The organism is Blautia sp. HCP3S3_C4 (assembly GCF_052064095.1).
GTDB lineage: Bacteria > Bacillota > Clostridia > Lachnospirales > Lachnospiraceae > Blautia_A.
On sequence record NZ_JBQHWF010000015.1, the window covers coordinates 42,762 to 59,911 of the forward strand.

Annotated in this window: 14 protein-coding genes; 10 read left to right on the plus strand and 4 right to left on the minus strand. The window is 41.4% G+C overall.

Features of this window, described 5'->3' with window-relative positions; genetic code table 11:
• Window positions 1–56: 56 nt before the first annotated feature.
• From ACTNC6_RS13055 to ACTNC6_RS13065, 3 genes are all read right to left on the minus strand, one after another.
• Window positions 57–851, minus strand: coding sequence for an ABC transporter ATP-binding protein (locus ACTNC6_RS13055; RefSeq protein ID WP_303243077.1), 795 nt, complete (start codon window positions 849–851; stop codon window positions 57–59).
• Window positions 852–853: 2 nt separating this feature from the next.
• Window positions 854–1,771 (minus strand): ABC transporter permease, encoded by a 918-nt coding sequence (locus ACTNC6_RS13060; RefSeq protein ID WP_019162144.1) that lies wholly within the window; start codon window positions 1,769–1,771, stop codon window positions 854–856.
• Between the two features lie 91 nt (window positions 1,772–1,862).
• A complete protein-coding gene (locus ACTNC6_RS13065; RefSeq protein WP_441044306.1) occupies window positions 1,863–2,891 on the minus strand; it encodes an ABC transporter substrate-binding protein in 1,029 nt (342 codons plus the stop codon).
• 168 nt (window positions 2,892–3,059) lie between these two features.
• Between ACTNC6_RS13065 and ACTNC6_RS13070 the strand changes: the two genes are divergently transcribed.
• Window positions 3,060–3,824: an N-acetylmuramoyl-L-alanine amidase gene (locus ACTNC6_RS13070; protein WP_441035744.1), complete on the plus strand. Its 765-nt coding sequence runs from the start codon at window positions 3,060–3,062 to the stop codon at window positions 3,822–3,824.
• Between the two features lie 137 nt (window positions 3,825–3,961).
• Window positions 3,962–4,561, plus strand: coding sequence for a YdcF family protein (locus tag ACTNC6_RS13075; protein WP_173742458.1), 600 nt, complete (start codon window positions 3,962–3,964; stop codon window positions 4,559–4,561).
• 50 nt (window positions 4,562–4,611) lie between these two features.
• On the opposite strand, the gene ACTNC6_RS13080 is transcribed toward ACTNC6_RS13075, so the two are convergent.
• Window positions 4,612–5,898: an HlyC/CorC family transporter gene (locus tag ACTNC6_RS13080; RefSeq protein ID WP_441035742.1), complete on the minus strand. Its 1,287-nt coding sequence runs from the start codon at window positions 5,896–5,898 to the stop codon at window positions 4,612–4,614.
• Window positions 5,899–6,165: 267 nt separating this feature from the next.
• Here ACTNC6_RS13080 and ACTNC6_RS13085 point away from each other — a divergent pair, with 267 nt between their 5' ends.
• The 8 genes from ACTNC6_RS13085 to ACTNC6_RS13120 all read left to right on the plus strand — a co-directional run bounded on the left by ACTNC6_RS13085 (window position 6,166) and on the right by ACTNC6_RS13120 (window position 17,147).
• On the plus strand, window positions 6,166–7,680 hold the full coding sequence (locus tag ACTNC6_RS13085; protein ID WP_441044307.1) for a hypothetical protein: 1,515 nt from the start codon (window positions 6,166–6,168) through the stop codon (window positions 7,678–7,680).
• A gap of 96 nt (window positions 7,681–7,776) precedes the next feature.
• Window positions 7,777–8,121, plus strand: a complete 345-nt coding sequence (locus tag ACTNC6_RS13090; protein ID WP_441044308.1) for a TIGR04086 family membrane protein — start codon at window positions 7,777–7,779, stop codon at window positions 8,119–8,121.
• Between the two features lie 73 nt (window positions 8,122–8,194).
• Entirely contained in the window at window positions 8,195–8,335 is a 141-nt protein-coding gene (scfA, locus tag ACTNC6_RS13095; RefSeq protein ID WP_015524633.1) for a six-cysteine ranthipeptide SCIFF, read from the plus strand.
• Window positions 8,336–8,461: 126 nt separating this feature from the next.
• Entirely contained in the window at window positions 8,462–9,829 is a 1,368-nt protein-coding gene (scfB, locus tag ACTNC6_RS13100; RefSeq protein ID WP_441035738.1) for a thioether cross-link-forming SCIFF peptide maturase, read from the plus strand.
• A gap of 40 nt (window positions 9,830–9,869) precedes the next feature.
• A complete protein-coding gene (gene secD, locus ACTNC6_RS13105; RefSeq protein WP_441044309.1) occupies window positions 9,870–12,284 on the plus strand; it encodes a protein translocase subunit SecD in 2,415 nt (804 codons plus the stop codon).
• Window positions 12,285–12,449: 165 nt separating this feature from the next.
• Window positions 12,450–14,162 (plus strand): single-stranded-DNA-specific exonuclease RecJ, encoded by a 1,713-nt coding sequence (recJ, locus tag ACTNC6_RS13110; protein ID WP_441044311.1) that lies wholly within the window; start codon window positions 12,450–12,452, stop codon window positions 14,160–14,162.
• 96 nt (window positions 14,163–14,258) lie between these two features.
• On the plus strand, window positions 14,259–14,783 hold the full coding sequence (locus ACTNC6_RS13115) for an adenine phosphoribosyltransferase (protein ID WP_441035733.1): 525 nt from the start codon (window positions 14,259–14,261) through the stop codon (window positions 14,781–14,783).
• A gap of 36 nt (window positions 14,784–14,819) precedes the next feature.
• Window positions 14,820–17,147 (plus strand): RelA/SpoT family protein, encoded by a 2,328-nt coding sequence (locus ACTNC6_RS13120; protein WP_441035731.1) that lies wholly within the window; start codon window positions 14,820–14,822, stop codon window positions 17,145–17,147.
• The last annotated feature ends 3 nt before the right edge of the window (window positions 17,148–17,150 follow it).

Consider the following 17,150-nt stretch of genomic DNA (forward strand, 5'->3'; position numbering starts at 1 on the left):
GTTTCGGCCAGAGACTTTAGAAGTTTCTGGCCGAAACGGCATAATGATTAAGATTATCATCCTAATAAAGCGGAATCATTACTGAATTCTTTTCCACTTGCTTGTTCGAACTGATCCAGGAGATCTTTCACTGTCAGTTTTTTCTTTTCTTCACCCTGAATATCCAGGATGATTTTTCCTTCCATCATCATGATCAGGCGGTTGCCATGAGCAATTGCATCTTTCATGTTATGGGTGATCATCAGGGTTGTGAGATGATCGCGGTTAACAATCATATCTGTGATTTCCAGAACCTTAGAAGCTGTCTTGGGATCAAGCGCTGCAGTATGCTCGTCCAGAAGAAGAAGCTTTGGTTTCTGGAGGGTTGCCATTAATAAAGTTAATGCCTGACGCTGTCCACCGGAGAGAAGTCCTACCTTGGAGGTTAATCTGTCTTCCAGGCCAAGTCCTAGGATTTTAAGCAATTCCTTATATTCTGTACGTTCAGCTTTGGTGATACCGGGACGGAGCAGGCGAGATTTGCCGCGACGCTTGGCAAGGGCCAGATTTTCTTCAATGCCCATGGTAGCTGCTGTTCCGGTCATAGGATCCTGGAATACACGGCCAAGATATGCAGCACGTTTGTGCTCAGAAAGCTTTGTGACATCAATATTATCGATTAGGATCTGGCCTTCGTCTACCAGCCAAGTGCCGGCTACTGCATTCAGCATAGTAGATTTACCTGCACCATTTCCACCGATGACTGTTACAAAGTCTCCTTCGTTTAGTTTCAGATTCAGCCCGTTTAAAGCCCGTTTTTCATTAATGGTTCCGGGGTTAAAGGTTTTATAGATATTTTTCAGTTCAAGCATTTTTATTTACCTCCCCTTTTGACTGGTTTGTTGAAATATTTGCCCTTCCAGTATGGGAATGCAAGGAAGAGGGCAACTACGATAGCGGAGAGCATCTTCAGAAGATCTGTATCAATGCCCATCCAGATTACTGCCTGAAGAACCAGGTAATAGAGAATGGAACCAAGGATTACAGCTACCATGCGCAGGGCAAAGTTGTGGAAAATACGTCCGAAAATTGCCTCACCGATGATAACAGCAGCAAGACCGATAACGATGGAACCACGTCCCATATTTACATCGGCAAATCCCTGATACTGTGCAAGCAGCGCACTGGAAAGTCCTACAAGACCATTGGAGATCATAAGACCGAGAACTTTGCACAGATCTGTATTTATGCCCTGTGCCCGGGACATGTTGGGGTTACATCCCGTAGCGCGCAGGGAGCAGCCGAGTTCTGTACCAAAGAACCAGTAGAGAACAGCAATAAGAACAATACATATCACTGCTACAATAAAGATAGCGTTTTTGGTCAGATCGGAGTTTTTAATATGGCGCAGGGAAACCAGAAGATTATATTTATCTACGTTAATTGCTTGGTTAGCTTTTCCCATGATTTTTAGGTTGATGGAATACAGGGATAACTGAGTCAGGATTCCGGCCAGGATTGCGGGTATTCCCATGAAAGTGTGAAAAATGCCGGTTACAAGTCCTGCGAGCATTCCGGCAATTGTTGCTGCCAGCATTGCAGTCCAGACATTGTGTCCTGACAGCATCATCATGATACAGACAGCGCCTCCGGTACACATAGTACCGTCTACTGTAAGATCGGCAATATCAAGAATACGGAATGTCAGATAAACTCCGATTGCCATGATTCCCCAGATCAGACCCTGAGCAACAGCACCGGGGAGCGCTGCGATTAATGTCATTATTTGCATTATACTTATTCCTCCTGTTGAACGCGAAAAGCGAGAGAGGCACGTAGCCTTTCTCGCTGATCAATTTTTAATTAATTTGTGAGTTGCTTCTTTATTCTGCTGCTTCTGTATCATCAGTGTCGTCAGAAGTTTCCTCAGAAGTGCTATCGTCAGATGCTTCGCCGATTGCTACATAATCGTCCGGGACTTCAACTCCAAGCTCTTCACAGATATCTTTGTTATATTCCTTGGTGAAGTTTGGTGCATATTCAATTGGCATCTGAGAGATATCTTCTCCGTCTTTCAGGATTTTTACAGCCATTTTACCGGTTGTAACACCAAGGTCATAATAGTTAATAGAAAGAGTAGCAACACCGCATCCGGCACAAATTCCCTCTTCTCCTGTGATTACAGGAACTTTTGCAGGAAGACAGATATTGTTAATGATTTCTGTGTTGGAAGCAACGGTATTATCTGTAGGAACGTAAATAACATCGCTGTCATTAGCTGCTGTTGTTGTAACAGAAGACAGGTCATTTGAATCGGAGAAAGCATAGTATTCACATGTATATCCAAGTTCCTCCAATGCAGCTTTTACAGTATCAACCTGATACTGGGAATTTGCTTCTGCTGAACAGTAGAGAAGCCCCACTTTCTTTGCATCAGGGAAAAGCTCCTGGAGCATGGCTGCCTGTTCATCCAGCGGAGCAAGGTCAGAAGTACCGGAAATATTTCCGCCTACTGTACCGTCAAAGTCCTTTAAATCCAAAGCAACACCATATTCTGTAACTGCTGTACCAAGAATAGGGATATCACTGGTTCCTGCAGCTGCTGCCTGAAGAGATGCGGTAGCGTTTGCGAGGATCAGATCCTCGTTATTGGATACAAAACTGTTGATGATAGTAGAACAGGTATTGGAATCACCCTGAGCATTCTGCTCATCAAAGGTAACTGCATCTTCACCCAGTTCTTTTACAATTTCATCCTTAAATCCCTGAGTTGCAGCATCCAGTGCTTCATGCTGTACAAGCTGACAGATACCGATTGTATATTTGTCCCCATCTGCAGCACTGGCTGTAACTGCGCAGGTTCCCATTGCCATAACAGCAGCAAGCGTAATTGTTAATGCTTTTCTTTTCATATATTATAACCTCCTAAATAATAATCAATTAAAAGTAGTTGATTTTTGAAGTATAACGCTTTAAAGCAAAAAAGTCAAGATGATTTATAAATAATTTCACAGGAGGGATTTTGTGTCATATATTAAAGTGAAAAGTTATTATGATAAAAGTCAGAAAGGTTATTGGCTATGGCATATTCAATCATGCTGGATGCAGGCCATGGAGGCCAGGATCCGGGAGCGGTATATAAAGGAAGACAGGAAAAGGATGACAATCTGAAACTTGCACTTGCTGTAGGAAAAATTCTGGAAAATAATGGAATTAATGTGTTATATACCAGAACCACAGATGTTTATCAGACTCCTTTTGAAAAGGCCCAGCTGGCAAATCAGGCGAAGGTGGATTATTTTATTTCATTTCATCGTAACAGCAGTTCAGGTGAGGATAAGTACACAGGTGTGGAGGTCCTGGTTTATGATAAAAGTGGAATCAAATATCAGATGGCAGAAAACATTCTGGGGGCTCTGGGGGAAATTGGTTTCAGGGAAATCGGAGTAAAAGAGCGACCGGGACTTGTTGTGCTTAGAAAAACCAGGATGCCGGCTCTTCTTATTGAAACAGGATTTATCAATTCTGAAAAAGATAATCAGTTGTTTGATAATAAGTTTGACGAAATCGCACAAAGTATTGCAGATGCAATTTTGGGAACCTTAGATAAAGAAATAATAGAAGAACCTTTATATTATCGGGTACAGACTGGTGCCTTCCGGAACAGAAAAAATGCAGACCGTATGTTATATCAATTGCTGGAAAAGGGATATCCGTCATTCCTGCTTCATGAAAACGGGCTATTTAAGGTGCAGACCGGTGCTTATCGTCAGTTGGGAAATGCAGTCCGTATGGAACAGAGATTGCGGGAAGACGGGTATCATACAGTGATCGTGACGAGATAAAGTAAGTGTGCGGAAACATAAAAAGCTAAAGACAAGACTTTGATAATATGATAGAATCTATACCAGGTTAGAAAGACAAAAATATCTTTTTATCCTGGTATAGACAAATTAAACTATGAAAGAAGAATAGAATAATTATGATAAAAGATACATACCCACAATTTCTGGCTGATGTGGAAGAATTTATTTTTGCTGAAAATATACCACAGAAAGCAGATATTATTTTTGTACCTGGAAACGGGTATCCTCAGATGGCAGAAAGGGCAGCACAGCTTTATAAACAGGGACTGGCAGATTTTGTTTTGCCCAGTGGCCGATATAGTGTGGTGAATCAGAAATTTTCAGGTGTTATGGCAAAACAGGATGTTTATAATGGGAATTATGAAACGGAATGGGAGTTTCTTCAACAGGTTCTGATTAAAAATGGTGTGCCGTCAGAATGTATTTTGAAAGAAGATATGGCTACCTTTACTTATGAAAATGCTATTTTTTCCAGACAGGTTGCAGATAAGGTGGGACTTAAGATAAAAAAAGCAATTTTGTGTTGTAAATCTTATCATAGCAGAAGGTCACTGATGTATTATCAACTGTTATTTCCGGATACTGAATTCTTTGTAGTACCTGTGGACGCAGATGGGATTACAAGGGAAAACTGGAGAAAAACAGAGGAAGGGATAGAGGCTGTTACAGGAGAAATAAACAGAATTATGAAACAGTTTTCATTGATGCTTGCATAAAAAGGGCTCTGGCAAATGCCAGAGCCTAAAATATTCAGAAAAACAGATGTTTAGTCATGTTCACTGTTTGTATTCTCTGACTTTTCGGGAAGCCAGATATGAACAAGTTCAATTCTGTTTTTGTCAAGAAGATCAACAACCAGACGGGTTCCGTTTTCCAGAGTGACGGATTGACCCTCAGAGGGGAGACTGTCCAGCTGTTCAATGATATATCCACCGATGGAATCATAATCTTCGGATTCCAGCTGTGTTCCCAAAGCCTCATTAATATCATCAAGCTTTGCGGAGCCCTGAACTACATATTCCCTGCCAGGCTGAATTTCTTTGATATCTTCAACCTCATCTTCATCGTATTCATCACGGATTTCGCCTACGATTTCTTCCAGAAGGTCTTCCAGTGTGACCAGACCGGTAGTGGCACCGTATTCATCCAGGACAATAGCAAGATTTACGGATGCTTTCCGCATTTCGATCATAAGATCGGCAGTTGCCTTATATTCGTAAGTAAAATAAGGTTCGCGGAGAATCTTTCGTATGGAAAATGTCTGATCCTTTGGATAGACAAGGAGGTCTTTCATGTTAATGATTCCGATTACATTATCCGTATTATCTTCATAAACAGGAAAGCGAGTATGCATGACTTCCCGGAATATTTCCATAAGTTCTTCATAAGTAGAGTCTACATTGACAAAAGTCATATCTATACGTGGAATCATTACATCTCTGGCTGCAGAATCTCCAAAATCAAAAACATTATAAATCATCTTCTTTTCTTCATTTTCAATCACACCTTCCTCCTGACCTACGTTGACAAGGGTACGGAGTTCATGCTCGGTCATTACATTTACCCGTGTATTGGGATCAATGTGAAGAAGAGCCAACACACCGGAGGTTATTTTTGTAATAATAAATGCGGCTGGCGTGAGAAGGACAATCAGGAAATATATAATCCGTGAGTAGGAAAGTGCCAGCTTCTCTGCATGAATTGTGGCCAGATTCTTTGGGGTGATCTCTCCGAAGATCAGAATTAGCAGTGTCAGGATTCCGGTAGCAATACCTACATATGCATTTCCGAAAAGCTGAATAGTGAGTGTGGTCATCAAGGCAGAAACGGACATATTTACAATATTGTTGCCGATAAGGATTGTGCTGAGCATTTTGGGAGAATTGGAAATGATTTTCTCCAGGATTATAGCTCGTTTATCTCCTTGAGAGGCAAGAGATTGTACCCTTATTTTATTGACAGTAGTCATGGCGGTTTCTGCAGAAGAAAAGAATGCAGAAAGTAAAATAAGGATAATAACTGCAGTTAATTGGAAAATAGTACTTGAATCCAAAGTGGTGTCACTCCTTCTTATATTAAACATTATGTGTTTGACAGAAAATATACCGTATTTTTTATGGAAAATCAAGAATAAAAATAGAAAAGGGGGTGTTTAAAAAGATGGATTTGTGCTATAATGCATTCGACAAAAAGTGAAAAATAATGTTACAGATTCTTTACAAAAGAATAAAGATTTGATAATATAAAAACGTACGATATCATCGTGTTATATAAAATTGATAAATACAAATAGATTTGTTTAAGAATACAGAGGTGCAGAATGTCTAATAGAAATAAAAAAATGAAAAAAAATTACATGTTAACCGGAAAAAAAGCAGGATTTCTTGCTGTTGCAGCTATGTCTGCAGTATTAGTGGGAGGACAGGTTTCAGCAGGTGCGGCTTCAGCCGGTGCTGCACAGGAGACTTCTGTTTCCAGTATGATTCCAGATAATATTACCATAGACAAACCAGTTCAGCTGGCAGATATCAGTCTTCCGGGAAATGAATATGGTTCTCTGGAGTGGCTGGATGGAAGCTATGTTCCCTCCAATCGTGTAGAATCCTGTAAGGTGATTCTGAAGCCGGCAGAGGGACGTGATCTGAGTCAGGTACAGGGATGGGATTCAGAAGCCGGCGGAGTTATAGGATATATTAATGTGATTGTCAATGACCCGGAGGAAGATAGGGACGATGTGAAGGATAACAGTGCAGACAATCAGACGGAGCCCACAGTGACACCTGAAAATATTCAGCCAACGCAGAAGCTGGATTCAGAGACTGATAAAGAAGATAATAAAAACAATAACAAAAAAGAAGAAGATCAGAAACAGGATAAAGAGGAACTTAAAGACGGCCAGAAGGATGAAGTGCCACCGGCAGAAACGCCGGATACAGAACTTTCAGTAACTCCGGAACCGGAAGAACCAGAAGCTCCGGAAAAAGAGGGAGAAGAAACTGAAGAGGAAACAGAAAAACCAGAAGAAATAGAGGGAGAACTGGAGCCTGAGGAAACTCCGGCAGAAGATGAAAAAACAGAGGATAATATTTTTGATAATCCTGTGAAACCGGATCAGGAGGACGACCGTCCTGCAGAGGCCGAGGATAATCTTACTGAAGAGGAAAAAGAAGCGCGTGCCCAGGTAAACCACACCTGTGACGGAATTACGGTAAGTGGTATTAATCTGCCCTGGTATGTGCAGTTCAGAGTTTCCAGTGGGGACAGCTACCAGTTTACAAATGAAACAGATGCAATGATTTTTCAATCCTTTGAGTTTGAACTTTGGGATTTGCAGAATAATACTGAGTATGAGATTCCTAATGGAGAGTATATCAGTGTGACGGTACCGGTGAAAGCCGGATATGAGTATACCATTGAGCATTTGCTGGACAATGGGGCTACAGAATCAATTATTCCTACTGTGGAAAATGATACTATGGTATTCAGTACTCATTCTTTCAGTCCCTTTGGCATTGCAGGAAGCAAGCAGCTGGTTGGACCTGATGACAGTGGCAATGCAGAGACTGCGCCTGTTGCTGATTCTACAGTAACTGTTATGCCATCTGCACAGAAAACAGAAACTTCTGCGCAGAATTCTGATAATGCAGGAGCGGTCAGTGAGAATTCCAATGGCAATGCCACATCTGATGAAAAACAGGCAGATATCAACTCTTCCAAATCTGATCATGCGGTAGAGACAGGTGATACAACAACAATCATGCCCTTTGCTGTGCTGATTGTGGCAGCGGCGGTTATTATTGGCGCAGTTGTTTTCCTGAAAAAGAAAAAGAAATAAGCAGAATACCATAAGAAATCTCCTCATAATATTTTATAGAGCTTTAAAAAAGAAATCTGTAAAATATATTCGTAAAGTTGGGGGAAGCTTATGAAGATGAGAAATATTTTGAGCTCACTGTTGTTTGCATATGCGCTTACAGGTGTGGGTTTATTACTGTTAGCTTTTTTTCTATATGTTTTTAAACTGGGAGAGACGGCTGTAGATGTGGGTATTATTTTGATTTGCATTTTCGTTTGCTTTATGGGCGGACTTATGACCGGAAGATTCTTGCGGGAAAACAGAGCTTTCTGGGGAATGCTCACAGGTTTGGCATATTTTCTTTTGCTTCTCATTGTTTCTTTTGCAGTAAAACGACGTTTGGATATGAGAGTTGTTCATGCCGTGACCACTTTTTGTATGTGTATTGGTGGTGGAACTCTGGGAGGAATGCTGTCGTAAAAAAAAGCTTTCATAATTTATAAAATTATGGTATACTATGCCAAGAATATAATTACATAAGGAGGATAGAGTGATGGAACATATCAAAACCCTGAATACAAAGAATTTACAGAACACAGTAAAAAAAGGTGGATGCGGTGAGTGTCAGACTTCCTGCCAGTCCGCATGTAAAACTTCCTGTACAGTAGGAAACCAGAGCTGCGAGCATAAATAAGATCAGCTGTGGATACAGAGAACCTGCCACCGGCAGCTTCTCTTATATGCTGTGGCATAAAAGAGATAAGCAGCGGAGTAGATTACTTCGCTGCTTATCTTACGCTTAGAAAGGATTTAGTTAGAAATGAGTCTGATTCATCGTTACAAAAGCAATGGCTTTAATATTGTGCTGGATATAAATAGCGGATGCATTCATCTTGTGGATGATGTTACATATGAAGTGCTGCCTTATCTGGAGGAAGGACTTTCATCAGATGCTATTGTTGAGAAACTGGGAGGCCAGTATAAAAAAGAAGATATTGAGACATCCGTAAAAGAGTGTAATAAGCTGAAGGAAGATGGAATGCTTTTTACCCGGGATGTCTATGAAAATGCAATTGAAGAATTTTCCAATAACCGGCAGACCGTTGTAAAAGCATTGTGCCTGCACATTGCTCATGACTGCAACCTGGCCTGTCGTTATTGTTTTGCCGAGGAAGGGGAATATCACGGAAGAAGAGCACTGATGTCCTTTGAAATTGGTAAGAAAGCTTTGGACTTCCTTATTGCCAATTCAGGCTCCAGGAGAAATCTGGAAGTGGATTTCTTTGGCGGAGAGCCGCTGATGAACTGGCAGGTTGTAAAAGACCTTGTAAAATATGGCCGTGAACAGGAGAAAATCCATAACAAGAATTTCCGTTTTACCCTTACTACCAATGGTGTATTACTGAATGATGAAATTATGGAATTTTGCAATAAAGAGATGGCGAATGTGGTACTTAGCGTGGATGGACGTAAGGAGATTCATGATTATATGCGTCCTTTCCGTAAAGGCGCGGGAAGCTATGATCTCATTATCCCGAAATTTCAGAAATTTGCCGAGTCCCGTAACCAGGAGAAGTATTATGTGAGAGGTACCTTTACTCATCATAATCTGGATTTTTCAAAGGATGTGCTTCATCTGGCAGATCTTGGGTTTGAACAGATTTCTGTGGAACCTGTAGTTGCGGCAGATACAGAGGAATATGCAATCCGTGAGGAGGATATTCCGCAGATCATGGCTGAATATGATGCATTGGCAAAAGAAATGATCAGGAGAGAAAAAGAAGGAAAAGGCTTTAACTTTTTCCATTTTATGATTGATCTTACCGGTGGTCCCTGCGTTTATAAGAGACTTTCAGGCTGCGGATCAGGTACTGAATATCTGGCAGTAACTCCTTGGGGAGATCTTTATCCCTGTCATCAGTTTGTGGGAGAAGAAGAATATCTTATGGGGAATGTGGATGAGGGTATTACAAAACCGGAAATCCAGAAAGAATTTGGCGGCTGCAATGTTTATACAAAAAAGGATTGTAAAGATTGCTTTGCACGTTTTTACTGTAGCGGCGGATGTGCTGCCAATGCTTATCATTTCCAGGGAGACATCAAAGGTAATTATGCAATCGGATGTGAGCTCCAGAGAAAGCGTGTGGAGTGCGCTATCATGATAAAAGCTGCTCTGGCATGTGAGTGATCAGATGACAGCCTAAATAAATCAAGAAGGGAAAAGAACTATGAAAAAAAGTAGAGGAATCGTAGTGCTGCTTCTTACGGTGATTCTGACAGTGTTCTTTTGCTTTACTGCAGCCGTAGGTATCGGTCCTACTGGAACCGGCGCAGCAAAACATATTAACACAGGTCTGGATCTTTCCGGTGGTGTCAGCATTACCTATCAGACCAAGAAGAGCAACCCTACCAAAGAGGAAATGTCAGATACTATCTATAAGCTGCAGAAGCGTGTAGAGCAGTACAGTACAGAAGCACAGGTATATCAGGAGGGCTCTGACAGAATCACTGTTGAAATTCCTGGCGTAACAGATGCAGATGCAATTCTGAATGACCTGGGTAAACCTGGATCATTATATTTCATCACACAGGAGGATGCAGACGGCAATCAGAACTTTACCACAGGACAGAATGGTTATGTACTTGCAAGAAGCATGGATGAGATCAAGGAGTCCGGCTGTGTTGTTCTGGAAGGTAGTGATGTAGCTGACGCAGAGGGTGGAGCTATTCAGAATCAGAGTACTAGTGCCAAGGAATATGTAGTCAGCCTGACACTTACTTCTGACGGTAAGAATAGTGGAAAAGAAAAATTCTCTGAGGCAACCAAAGAAAACGTAGGCAAACAGATTGCCATTATTTATGATAATCAGGTTGTAAGTGCTCCAAATGTAAATGAGCAGATTTCCGGTGGAAAAGCACAGATCAGTGGTATGAAGGATCTGGAAGAAGCGCAGAATCTTGCTTCTTATATCCGTATCGGTTCTCTTAGCCTTGAACTTGAGGAACTCCGTTCCAGCGTGGTAGCTGCACAGCTTGGTGAGGAAGCAATTTCTACCAGTGTTATGGCAGGTGCCATAGGACTTATAATCGTAATTCTGTTTATGATTATTGCATATCGTGTTCCGGGTATTGTTGCAGGAATTGCATTGATTCTTTATACAGTCCTGATGCTGATCACACTGAATGCTTTTGACATTACCCTGACGCTTCCGGGTATTGCAGGTATTATTTTGGGTATTGGTATGGCGGTAGACGCCAACGTTATTATTTATGCCCGAATCCGAGAGGAAATCGGTGCAGGCGTTTCTGTGCGGAGCGCTATCAAAGCTGGTTTCAGCAAAGCTTTTTCCGCTATCTTTGATGGAAATATTACAACATTGATCGCAGCTTTTGTATTAATGTGGCTGGGCTCAGGTACAGTTAAGGGATTTGCTTATACCCTGGCACTTGGTATTGTTATTTCAATGTTCACATCACTGGTTGTATCCAGACTGATTGTGAATGCACTGTATGCAGTGGGTATACATGATCCTAAGTTCTATGGAAGCACCAAAGAGCGTAAAGCAATTAATTTTGTGGGAAAAAGAAAGGTATTTTTTATTGTTTCTATTATCCTGATTTTGAGTGGTCCTGCTGCAATGCTGATCAACTCTCAGGCAGGTAATAAAGCATTGAATTATAGCCTTGAGTTTTCAGGTGGTACTTCGACAACAGTTACATTTAATGAAGATATGGATATTAAAACCATTGATTCAGAGGTGACTCCGGTTGTTGAAGAAGTGACCGGTGATAAGAATGTACAGCCTACTAAGGTTGTGGGAACCAATCAGGTGGTGATCAAAACACGTTCCCTGACTCAGGAAGAACGTGAAGCTTTACAGAATGCCCTGGTTGAAAAATTTGGAGTGGATGAGAATACTATTTCCACAGAGAGCATTTCCTCTACAGTAAGTAAAGAGATGCGTCAGGATGCAATCGTAGCTGTGGTTGTTGCAACAATCTGCATGCTTCTTTATATTTGGTTCAGATTTAAGGATATTCGTTTTGCCAGCAGCGCAGTTCTTGCCCTTCTCCATGACGTTCTGGTGGTACTTGCGTTCTATGCCATTGCCAGAATATCTGTAGGTAATACGTTTATTGCCTGCATGCTGACGATTGTAGGTTATTCTATCAATGCGACTATTGTTATCTTTGACCGTATCCGTGAGAATATGCATGGAAGCCGTAGAATTGATAACATTGAAGAGGTTGTTAATTCAAGTATTACCCAGACACTGACCAGAAGTATTTACACTTCCTTTACTACCTTTGTTATGGTAGCAGTTCTTTATATCATGGGTGTTTCTTCTATCCGTGAATTTGCTGCACCGTTAATGGTTGGTATTTTGGTAGGTGCTTATTCTTCTGTTTGTGTAACCGGAGCTCTGTGGCTGGTAATGAAGAAGAATGTTAAAAGAAAAGGTCAGCCGGCTGTTACAATGGCAGCTACAGGAAAAACTTCTGGTACCTCCTCTGTTCGGAAGAAAACAAGAGATGTATCCCAGAAGGATCCTGCTCAGCCGAAAAAGAAAAACAGAAAAAGAGTAGCTGAGCGTCTGGCTGCACAGGAAGCAGCTCAGAATAAGACTGAGGATGAGAAATAAAAAATGAATTAATAATAAGAAGACTGTTGAGCATGAGCAGCTGTCATAAAAAGCTGCTTATGACAACAGTCTTTTTTTATTATGGAAAAATAATAGATGCACGTGACAGAATCTTTTTTGTGCGGTAGAATAGGATGAGATTATGATGAAAACAGGAGATGCAAAATGGAAAAATGGGTGGTGGCTGCGAAAAGGGCGGATTTTAATTCTATAGGACAGGAATTTGAAATTGATCCGGTAATAGCCAGACTGATCAGAAACCGTGATGTGACAGGACAAGATAATATCCGAATGTATTTAAAAGGGTCAATAAAGGATATTCCCTCTCCCTGGCTTATGAAAGATATGAAAAAGGCAGTGAAAATTATTAAAGAGAAAGTATCTGAGAAAGCAAAGATAAGGATTATTGGAGATTATGACATTGATGGTGTGATGTCCACATATGTCCTGTTAAGAGGACTGATAAGAATTGGCGCTGATGTAGATACATATATTCCGGACAGAGTGGCAGATGGCTATGGTATTCATGAGCATCTGATAAACAGGGCAGAAGAGGATAAAGTTGATACGATTCTGACCTGTGACAATGGAATAGCAGCAGTTTCTGAGATTCAGCTTGCAAAGGAAAAAGGCATGACAGTAATTGTGACAGATCATCATGAAATACCTTATAAAGAGACGGAAAATGGGCGGGAAATTATTCTTCCGCCTGCAGATGCTATTTTGAATCCTAAGCAGCAGGATTGCCCATATCCAGGCAAAAATCTGTGCGGAGCAGTAGTTGCATTTAAGCTGATTTCTGCTCTTTATGAAGAATTTTGCGTTCCCGGTGAGGAGCTGGAGGACTATTATGAACTGGCAGCTATCGCGACAGTGGGAGATGTTATGGATCTTCAGGGAGAAAACCGAATCCTAGTCAAAGAAGGACTGAAACGTCTAAAAAATACCGGAAATCCAGGATTACGGGAATTGATAAGAGTCAATGGTCTGGAGGATTCAAAAATTACAGCCTATCATGTGGGGTTTGTCCTGGGTCCCTGTATTAATGCAAGTGGAAGGCTGGATACAGCTGCCCGTTCGCTGGCACTACTGAATGCTGAAAACCAGGACGAGGCCGCAAAACTGGCCGGGGACCTGACTGCGCTGAATCAGAGCCGAAAATCTCTGACGGAAGAAGGAAAAGAAGCGGCTATCCATCAGGTGGAAAATACAGATTTGAAAAACGACAGAGTTCTGGTAATCTATCTTCCGGATTGCCATGAAAGCATTGCCGGAATAATTGCCGGTAGAATCAGAGAAAAATATCATAAACCGACTTTTGTACTGACGAAGGGAGAAAACAGTGCCAAGGGAAGCGGACGGTCCATTGAAGCTTATTCCATGTATGAGGAGCTTGTCAGATGCGCAGATCTGCTGATCCAGTTTGGGGGGCATCCTATGGCTGCGGGGCTTTCCATAGAAGAAAAAAATATAGAAAAATTCCGCAGAAGACTGAATCAGAACTGTTCACTTACAGAAGAAGACTTACAACCTAAAATTGTAATTGATGTGCCTATGCCAATTTCTTACATCACTAAAAACCTGATCAGACAGATTGCCCTTCTGGAACCCTTTGGAAAAGGGAATACAAAACCATTATTTGCTCAGAAAGGCTTAAAGGTTCTGGACGCGGTTGTGGTAGGACGAAACAGAAATGTGGCGAAGGTCAGACTGATGGATCCTCAGGGGACGGTGATGGATGGAGTCTATTTTGGGGAAGCAGATGAATTTGTACGTTTTATCAAAGACCGGTCATCTGTTTCTGTTACTTATTATCCGGAAATCAATCAGTTCAGAGGAAGAGAAGATATTCAGATTGTCATTCAGAATTATTGCTAGTGCAGTTTTTTTCAAAGGATTGATTCTGTAATGAAAAGATGCTATACTATAAATTATTTATGAGTTTACATTGTAAATTTCTGGAGGAAAATTAAGATGAAGAAAATTGAAGAGTACGTTAGAAGTATACCGGATTTCCCGGAACCGGGAATTATTTTCAGAGATATCACAAGTGTTCTGCAGGATGCAGAGGGGCTTCAGCTTGCAATTAATTCCATGCAGGAATTCCTGAAGGATGTGGATGTAGATGTGATCGCAGGAGCAGAATCCAGAGGTTTTATCTTTGGTGTGCCTATTGCGTATAATCTTCATAAACCATTTGTACCTATTCGTAAAAAAGGCAAACTTCCTCGTGAGACTGTATCTGCAAGTTATGATCTTGAATACGGCAGCGCTACCATTGAAATGCATAAGGATTCCATCAAACCGGGACAGAAAGTGGCAATTGTGGATGATCTGATTGCTACAGGCGGAACCATTGAAGCTGCCATAAAGCTTGTAGAGGAGCTGGGTGGCGAAGTTGTAAAAGTGATATTCCTTATGGAGCTGGCCGGTTTGCATGGACGGGAAAGACTTAAGGGATATGATGTAGAATCCGTGATTTGTTATGAAGGCAAATAAGCACAGCTGGTTGTGCGGGACAGGCAGGTGATACAGATGGCAGAGACAATAAAAAATACAGAAGAAAAAAAAGATGGTATACAGACAGAACAGGAGAAGCTTGAATCTGTAAAGAGGGCAGATGCTGCTGTAAAATCCATGCATGATTTTACAAGTCCGGAAGTACTGTACAGAGAGCTGATAAACAGTGTGCTGAAGTATCATCCTTCCACTGATATTTCTATGATAGAAAAAGCTTATAAGGTTGCCAGTGAGGCTCACAAAGATCAGAAACGTAAGTCTGGGGAACCTTATATTATCCATCCGTTATGTGTGGCGATTATCCTGGCGGATCTGGAGTTGGATAAAGAAACAATTGTTGCAGGTCTTCTCCATGATGCAGTAGAGGATACATGGATGACTTATGAGGAGGTTGAAAAGGAATTTGGCTCAGAGGTGGCACTTCTGGTTGATGGTGTTACCAAGCTGGGACAGCTGTCTTATTCTGCAGATAAGGTAGAAGTGCAGGCAGAGAACCTTCGTAAAATGTTTCTGGCCATGGCTAAGGATATACGTGTAATTCTTATCAAGCTTGCGGATCGTCTCCATAATATGCGTACGCTTCAGTATATGAGACCGGAGAAGCAGCAGGAGAAAGCCAGAGAGACGATGGATATTTATGCGCCCATTGCCATGCGTCTTGGTATTTCCAAGATCAAGGTAGAACTGGATGATCTTTCTCTCAAATATCTGAAGCCGGATGTTTATTATGATCTGGTAAAAAAGGTTGCTCTGCGAAAGAGTGAGAGGGAAAAGTTTGTTGGTGCTATTGTAAAAGAAGTCAAACAACATATGGAAGATGCGAACATTAAGGCTCAGGTAGATGGTCGTGTAAAGCATTTCTTCAGTATATATAAAAAGATGGTCAATCAGGACAAAACCATTGATCAGATTTATGATTTGTTTGCAGTCCGTATTCTGGTGGATACAGTTAAGGACTGCTATGCGGCTTTAGGTGTGATTCATGAAATGTATAAGCCGATCCCCGGCAGGTTTAAAGACTATATTGCAATGCCAAAGCCAAATATGTATCAGTCTTTACACACTACATTGATTGGTCCCAACGGTCAGCCTTTTGAAATCCAGATCCGTACCTTTGAGATGCATAAGACTGCAGAATACGGTATTGCAGCTCACTGGAAATATAAAGAATCTTCTGATGGCAAAGCGCCTGTCGGCAAGAGCGAGGAGGAAAAGCTGAACTGGCTGAGACAGATCCTGGAGTGGCAGAGAGATATGTCTGATAATAAGGAATTTATGAGTCTTCTGAAGAATGACCTGGATCTTTTTGCAGACAATGTATATTGCTTTACTCCGTTAGGAGATGTGAAAACTCTGCCAAGTGGTTCCACACCTGTAGATTTTGCCTACAGTGTTCATAGTGCGGTAGGTAATAAAATGGTAGGTGCCAGGGTGAATGGTAAACTGGTTCCTATTGAATATCAGATCAAGAATGGTGACCGTATTGAGATTATTACTTCACAGAATTCCCAGGGACCCAGCCGTGACTGGCTGAAACTGGTCAAGAGTACTCAGGCGAAAAACAAGATTAATCAGTGGTTCAAAAAGGAACTGAAGGAAGATAATATCCTGAAGGGTAAGGAGATGCTTACCCAGTATGCAAAAGCCAAGGGATTTAAAATTACTTCTTATACAAAAACGCAATATCTTGAGGCAGTGATGCGTAAATATGGATTTCGTGACTGGGATTCTGTGCTGGCGGCTATTGGTCATGGTGGCTTGAAGGAAGGCCAGGTTTTCAATAAACTGGTAGAAGCTTATGATAAGGAGAACAAGAAGAATCTTACAGATGAGCAGGTTCTTGAAGCTGCTGAAGGACAGGAAAAGCTTCATATTGCCAAGAGCAAGAGCGGCATTGTGGTGAAGGGAATCCATGATGTGGCAGTTCGTTTTTCCAAGTGCTGTAATCCTATTCCGGGAGATGAGATTGTTGGATTTGTTACCAGAGGACGCGGAATCACTATTCACCGTACAGATTGTGTAAATGTATTGAACATGTCAGAGATTGACCGTACACGGCTGATTGAGGCAGAATGGCAGCAGCCTGATGTGAAAGCAGTGGAGAAATATATGGCTGGAATCCAGGTTTATGCAAATAACCGAACAGGTCTGTTGGTGGATCTGTCAAAGATCTTTACAGAACGCAAGATTGATCTTCGCAGTATTAACAGCCGGACCAATAAGCAGGAGAAGGCAACGATTTCCATGAGCTTTGAAATTTCCAGCAAAGAGGAACTGAGATCCCTTATTGAGAAAATCCGTCAGGTGGAAAGTGTTATTGATGTAGAGAGAACTACCGGTTGATTT

Bases quoted from the DNA above. Each gene is read 5' to 3' on its own strand.
- scfB (WP_441035738.1), top strand. From the start codon at position 8,462: ATGAGTCTGATTCATCGTTACAAAAGCAATGGCTTTAATATTGTGCTG.
- ACTNC6_RS13090 (WP_441044308.1), top strand. From the start codon at position 7,777: ATGAGAAATATTTTGAGCTCACTGTTGTTTGCATATGCGCTTACAGGT.
- ACTNC6_RS13055 (WP_303243077.1), bottom strand. From the start codon at position 851: ATGCTTGAACTGAAAAATATCTATAAAACCTTTAACCCCGGAACCATT.
- scfA (WP_015524633.1), top strand. From the start codon at position 8,195: ATGGAACATATCAAAACCCTGAATACAAAGAATTTACAGAACACAGTA.
- secD (WP_441044309.1), top strand. From the start codon at position 9,870: ATGAAAAAAAGTAGAGGAATCGTAGTGCTGCTTCTTACGGTGATTCTG.
- ACTNC6_RS13115 (WP_441035733.1), top strand. From the start codon at position 14,259: ATGAAGAAAATTGAAGAGTACGTTAGAAGTATACCGGATTTCCCGGAA.
- ACTNC6_RS13070 (WP_441035744.1), top strand. From the start codon at position 3,060: ATGGCATATTCAATCATGCTGGATGCAGGCCATGGAGGCCAGGATCCG.
- ACTNC6_RS13120 (WP_441035731.1), top strand. From the start codon at position 14,820: ATGGCAGAGACAATAAAAAATACAGAAGAAAAAAAAGATGGTATACAG.
- recJ (WP_441044311.1), top strand. From the start codon at position 12,450: ATGGAAAAATGGGTGGTGGCTGCGAAAAGGGCGGATTTTAATTCTATA.
- ACTNC6_RS13085 (WP_441044307.1), top strand. From the start codon at position 6,166: ATGTCTAATAGAAATAAAAAAATGAAAAAAAATTACATGTTAACCGGA.
- ACTNC6_RS13060 (WP_019162144.1), bottom strand. From the start codon at position 1,771: ATGCAAATAATGACATTAATCGCAGCGCTCCCCGGTGCTGTTGCTCAG.
- ACTNC6_RS13065 (WP_441044306.1), bottom strand. From the start codon at position 2,891: ATGAAAAGAAAAGCATTAACAATTACGCTTGCTGCTGTTATGGCAATG.
- ACTNC6_RS13075 (WP_173742458.1), top strand. From the start codon at position 3,962: ATGATAAAAGATACATACCCACAATTTCTGGCTGATGTGGAAGAATTT.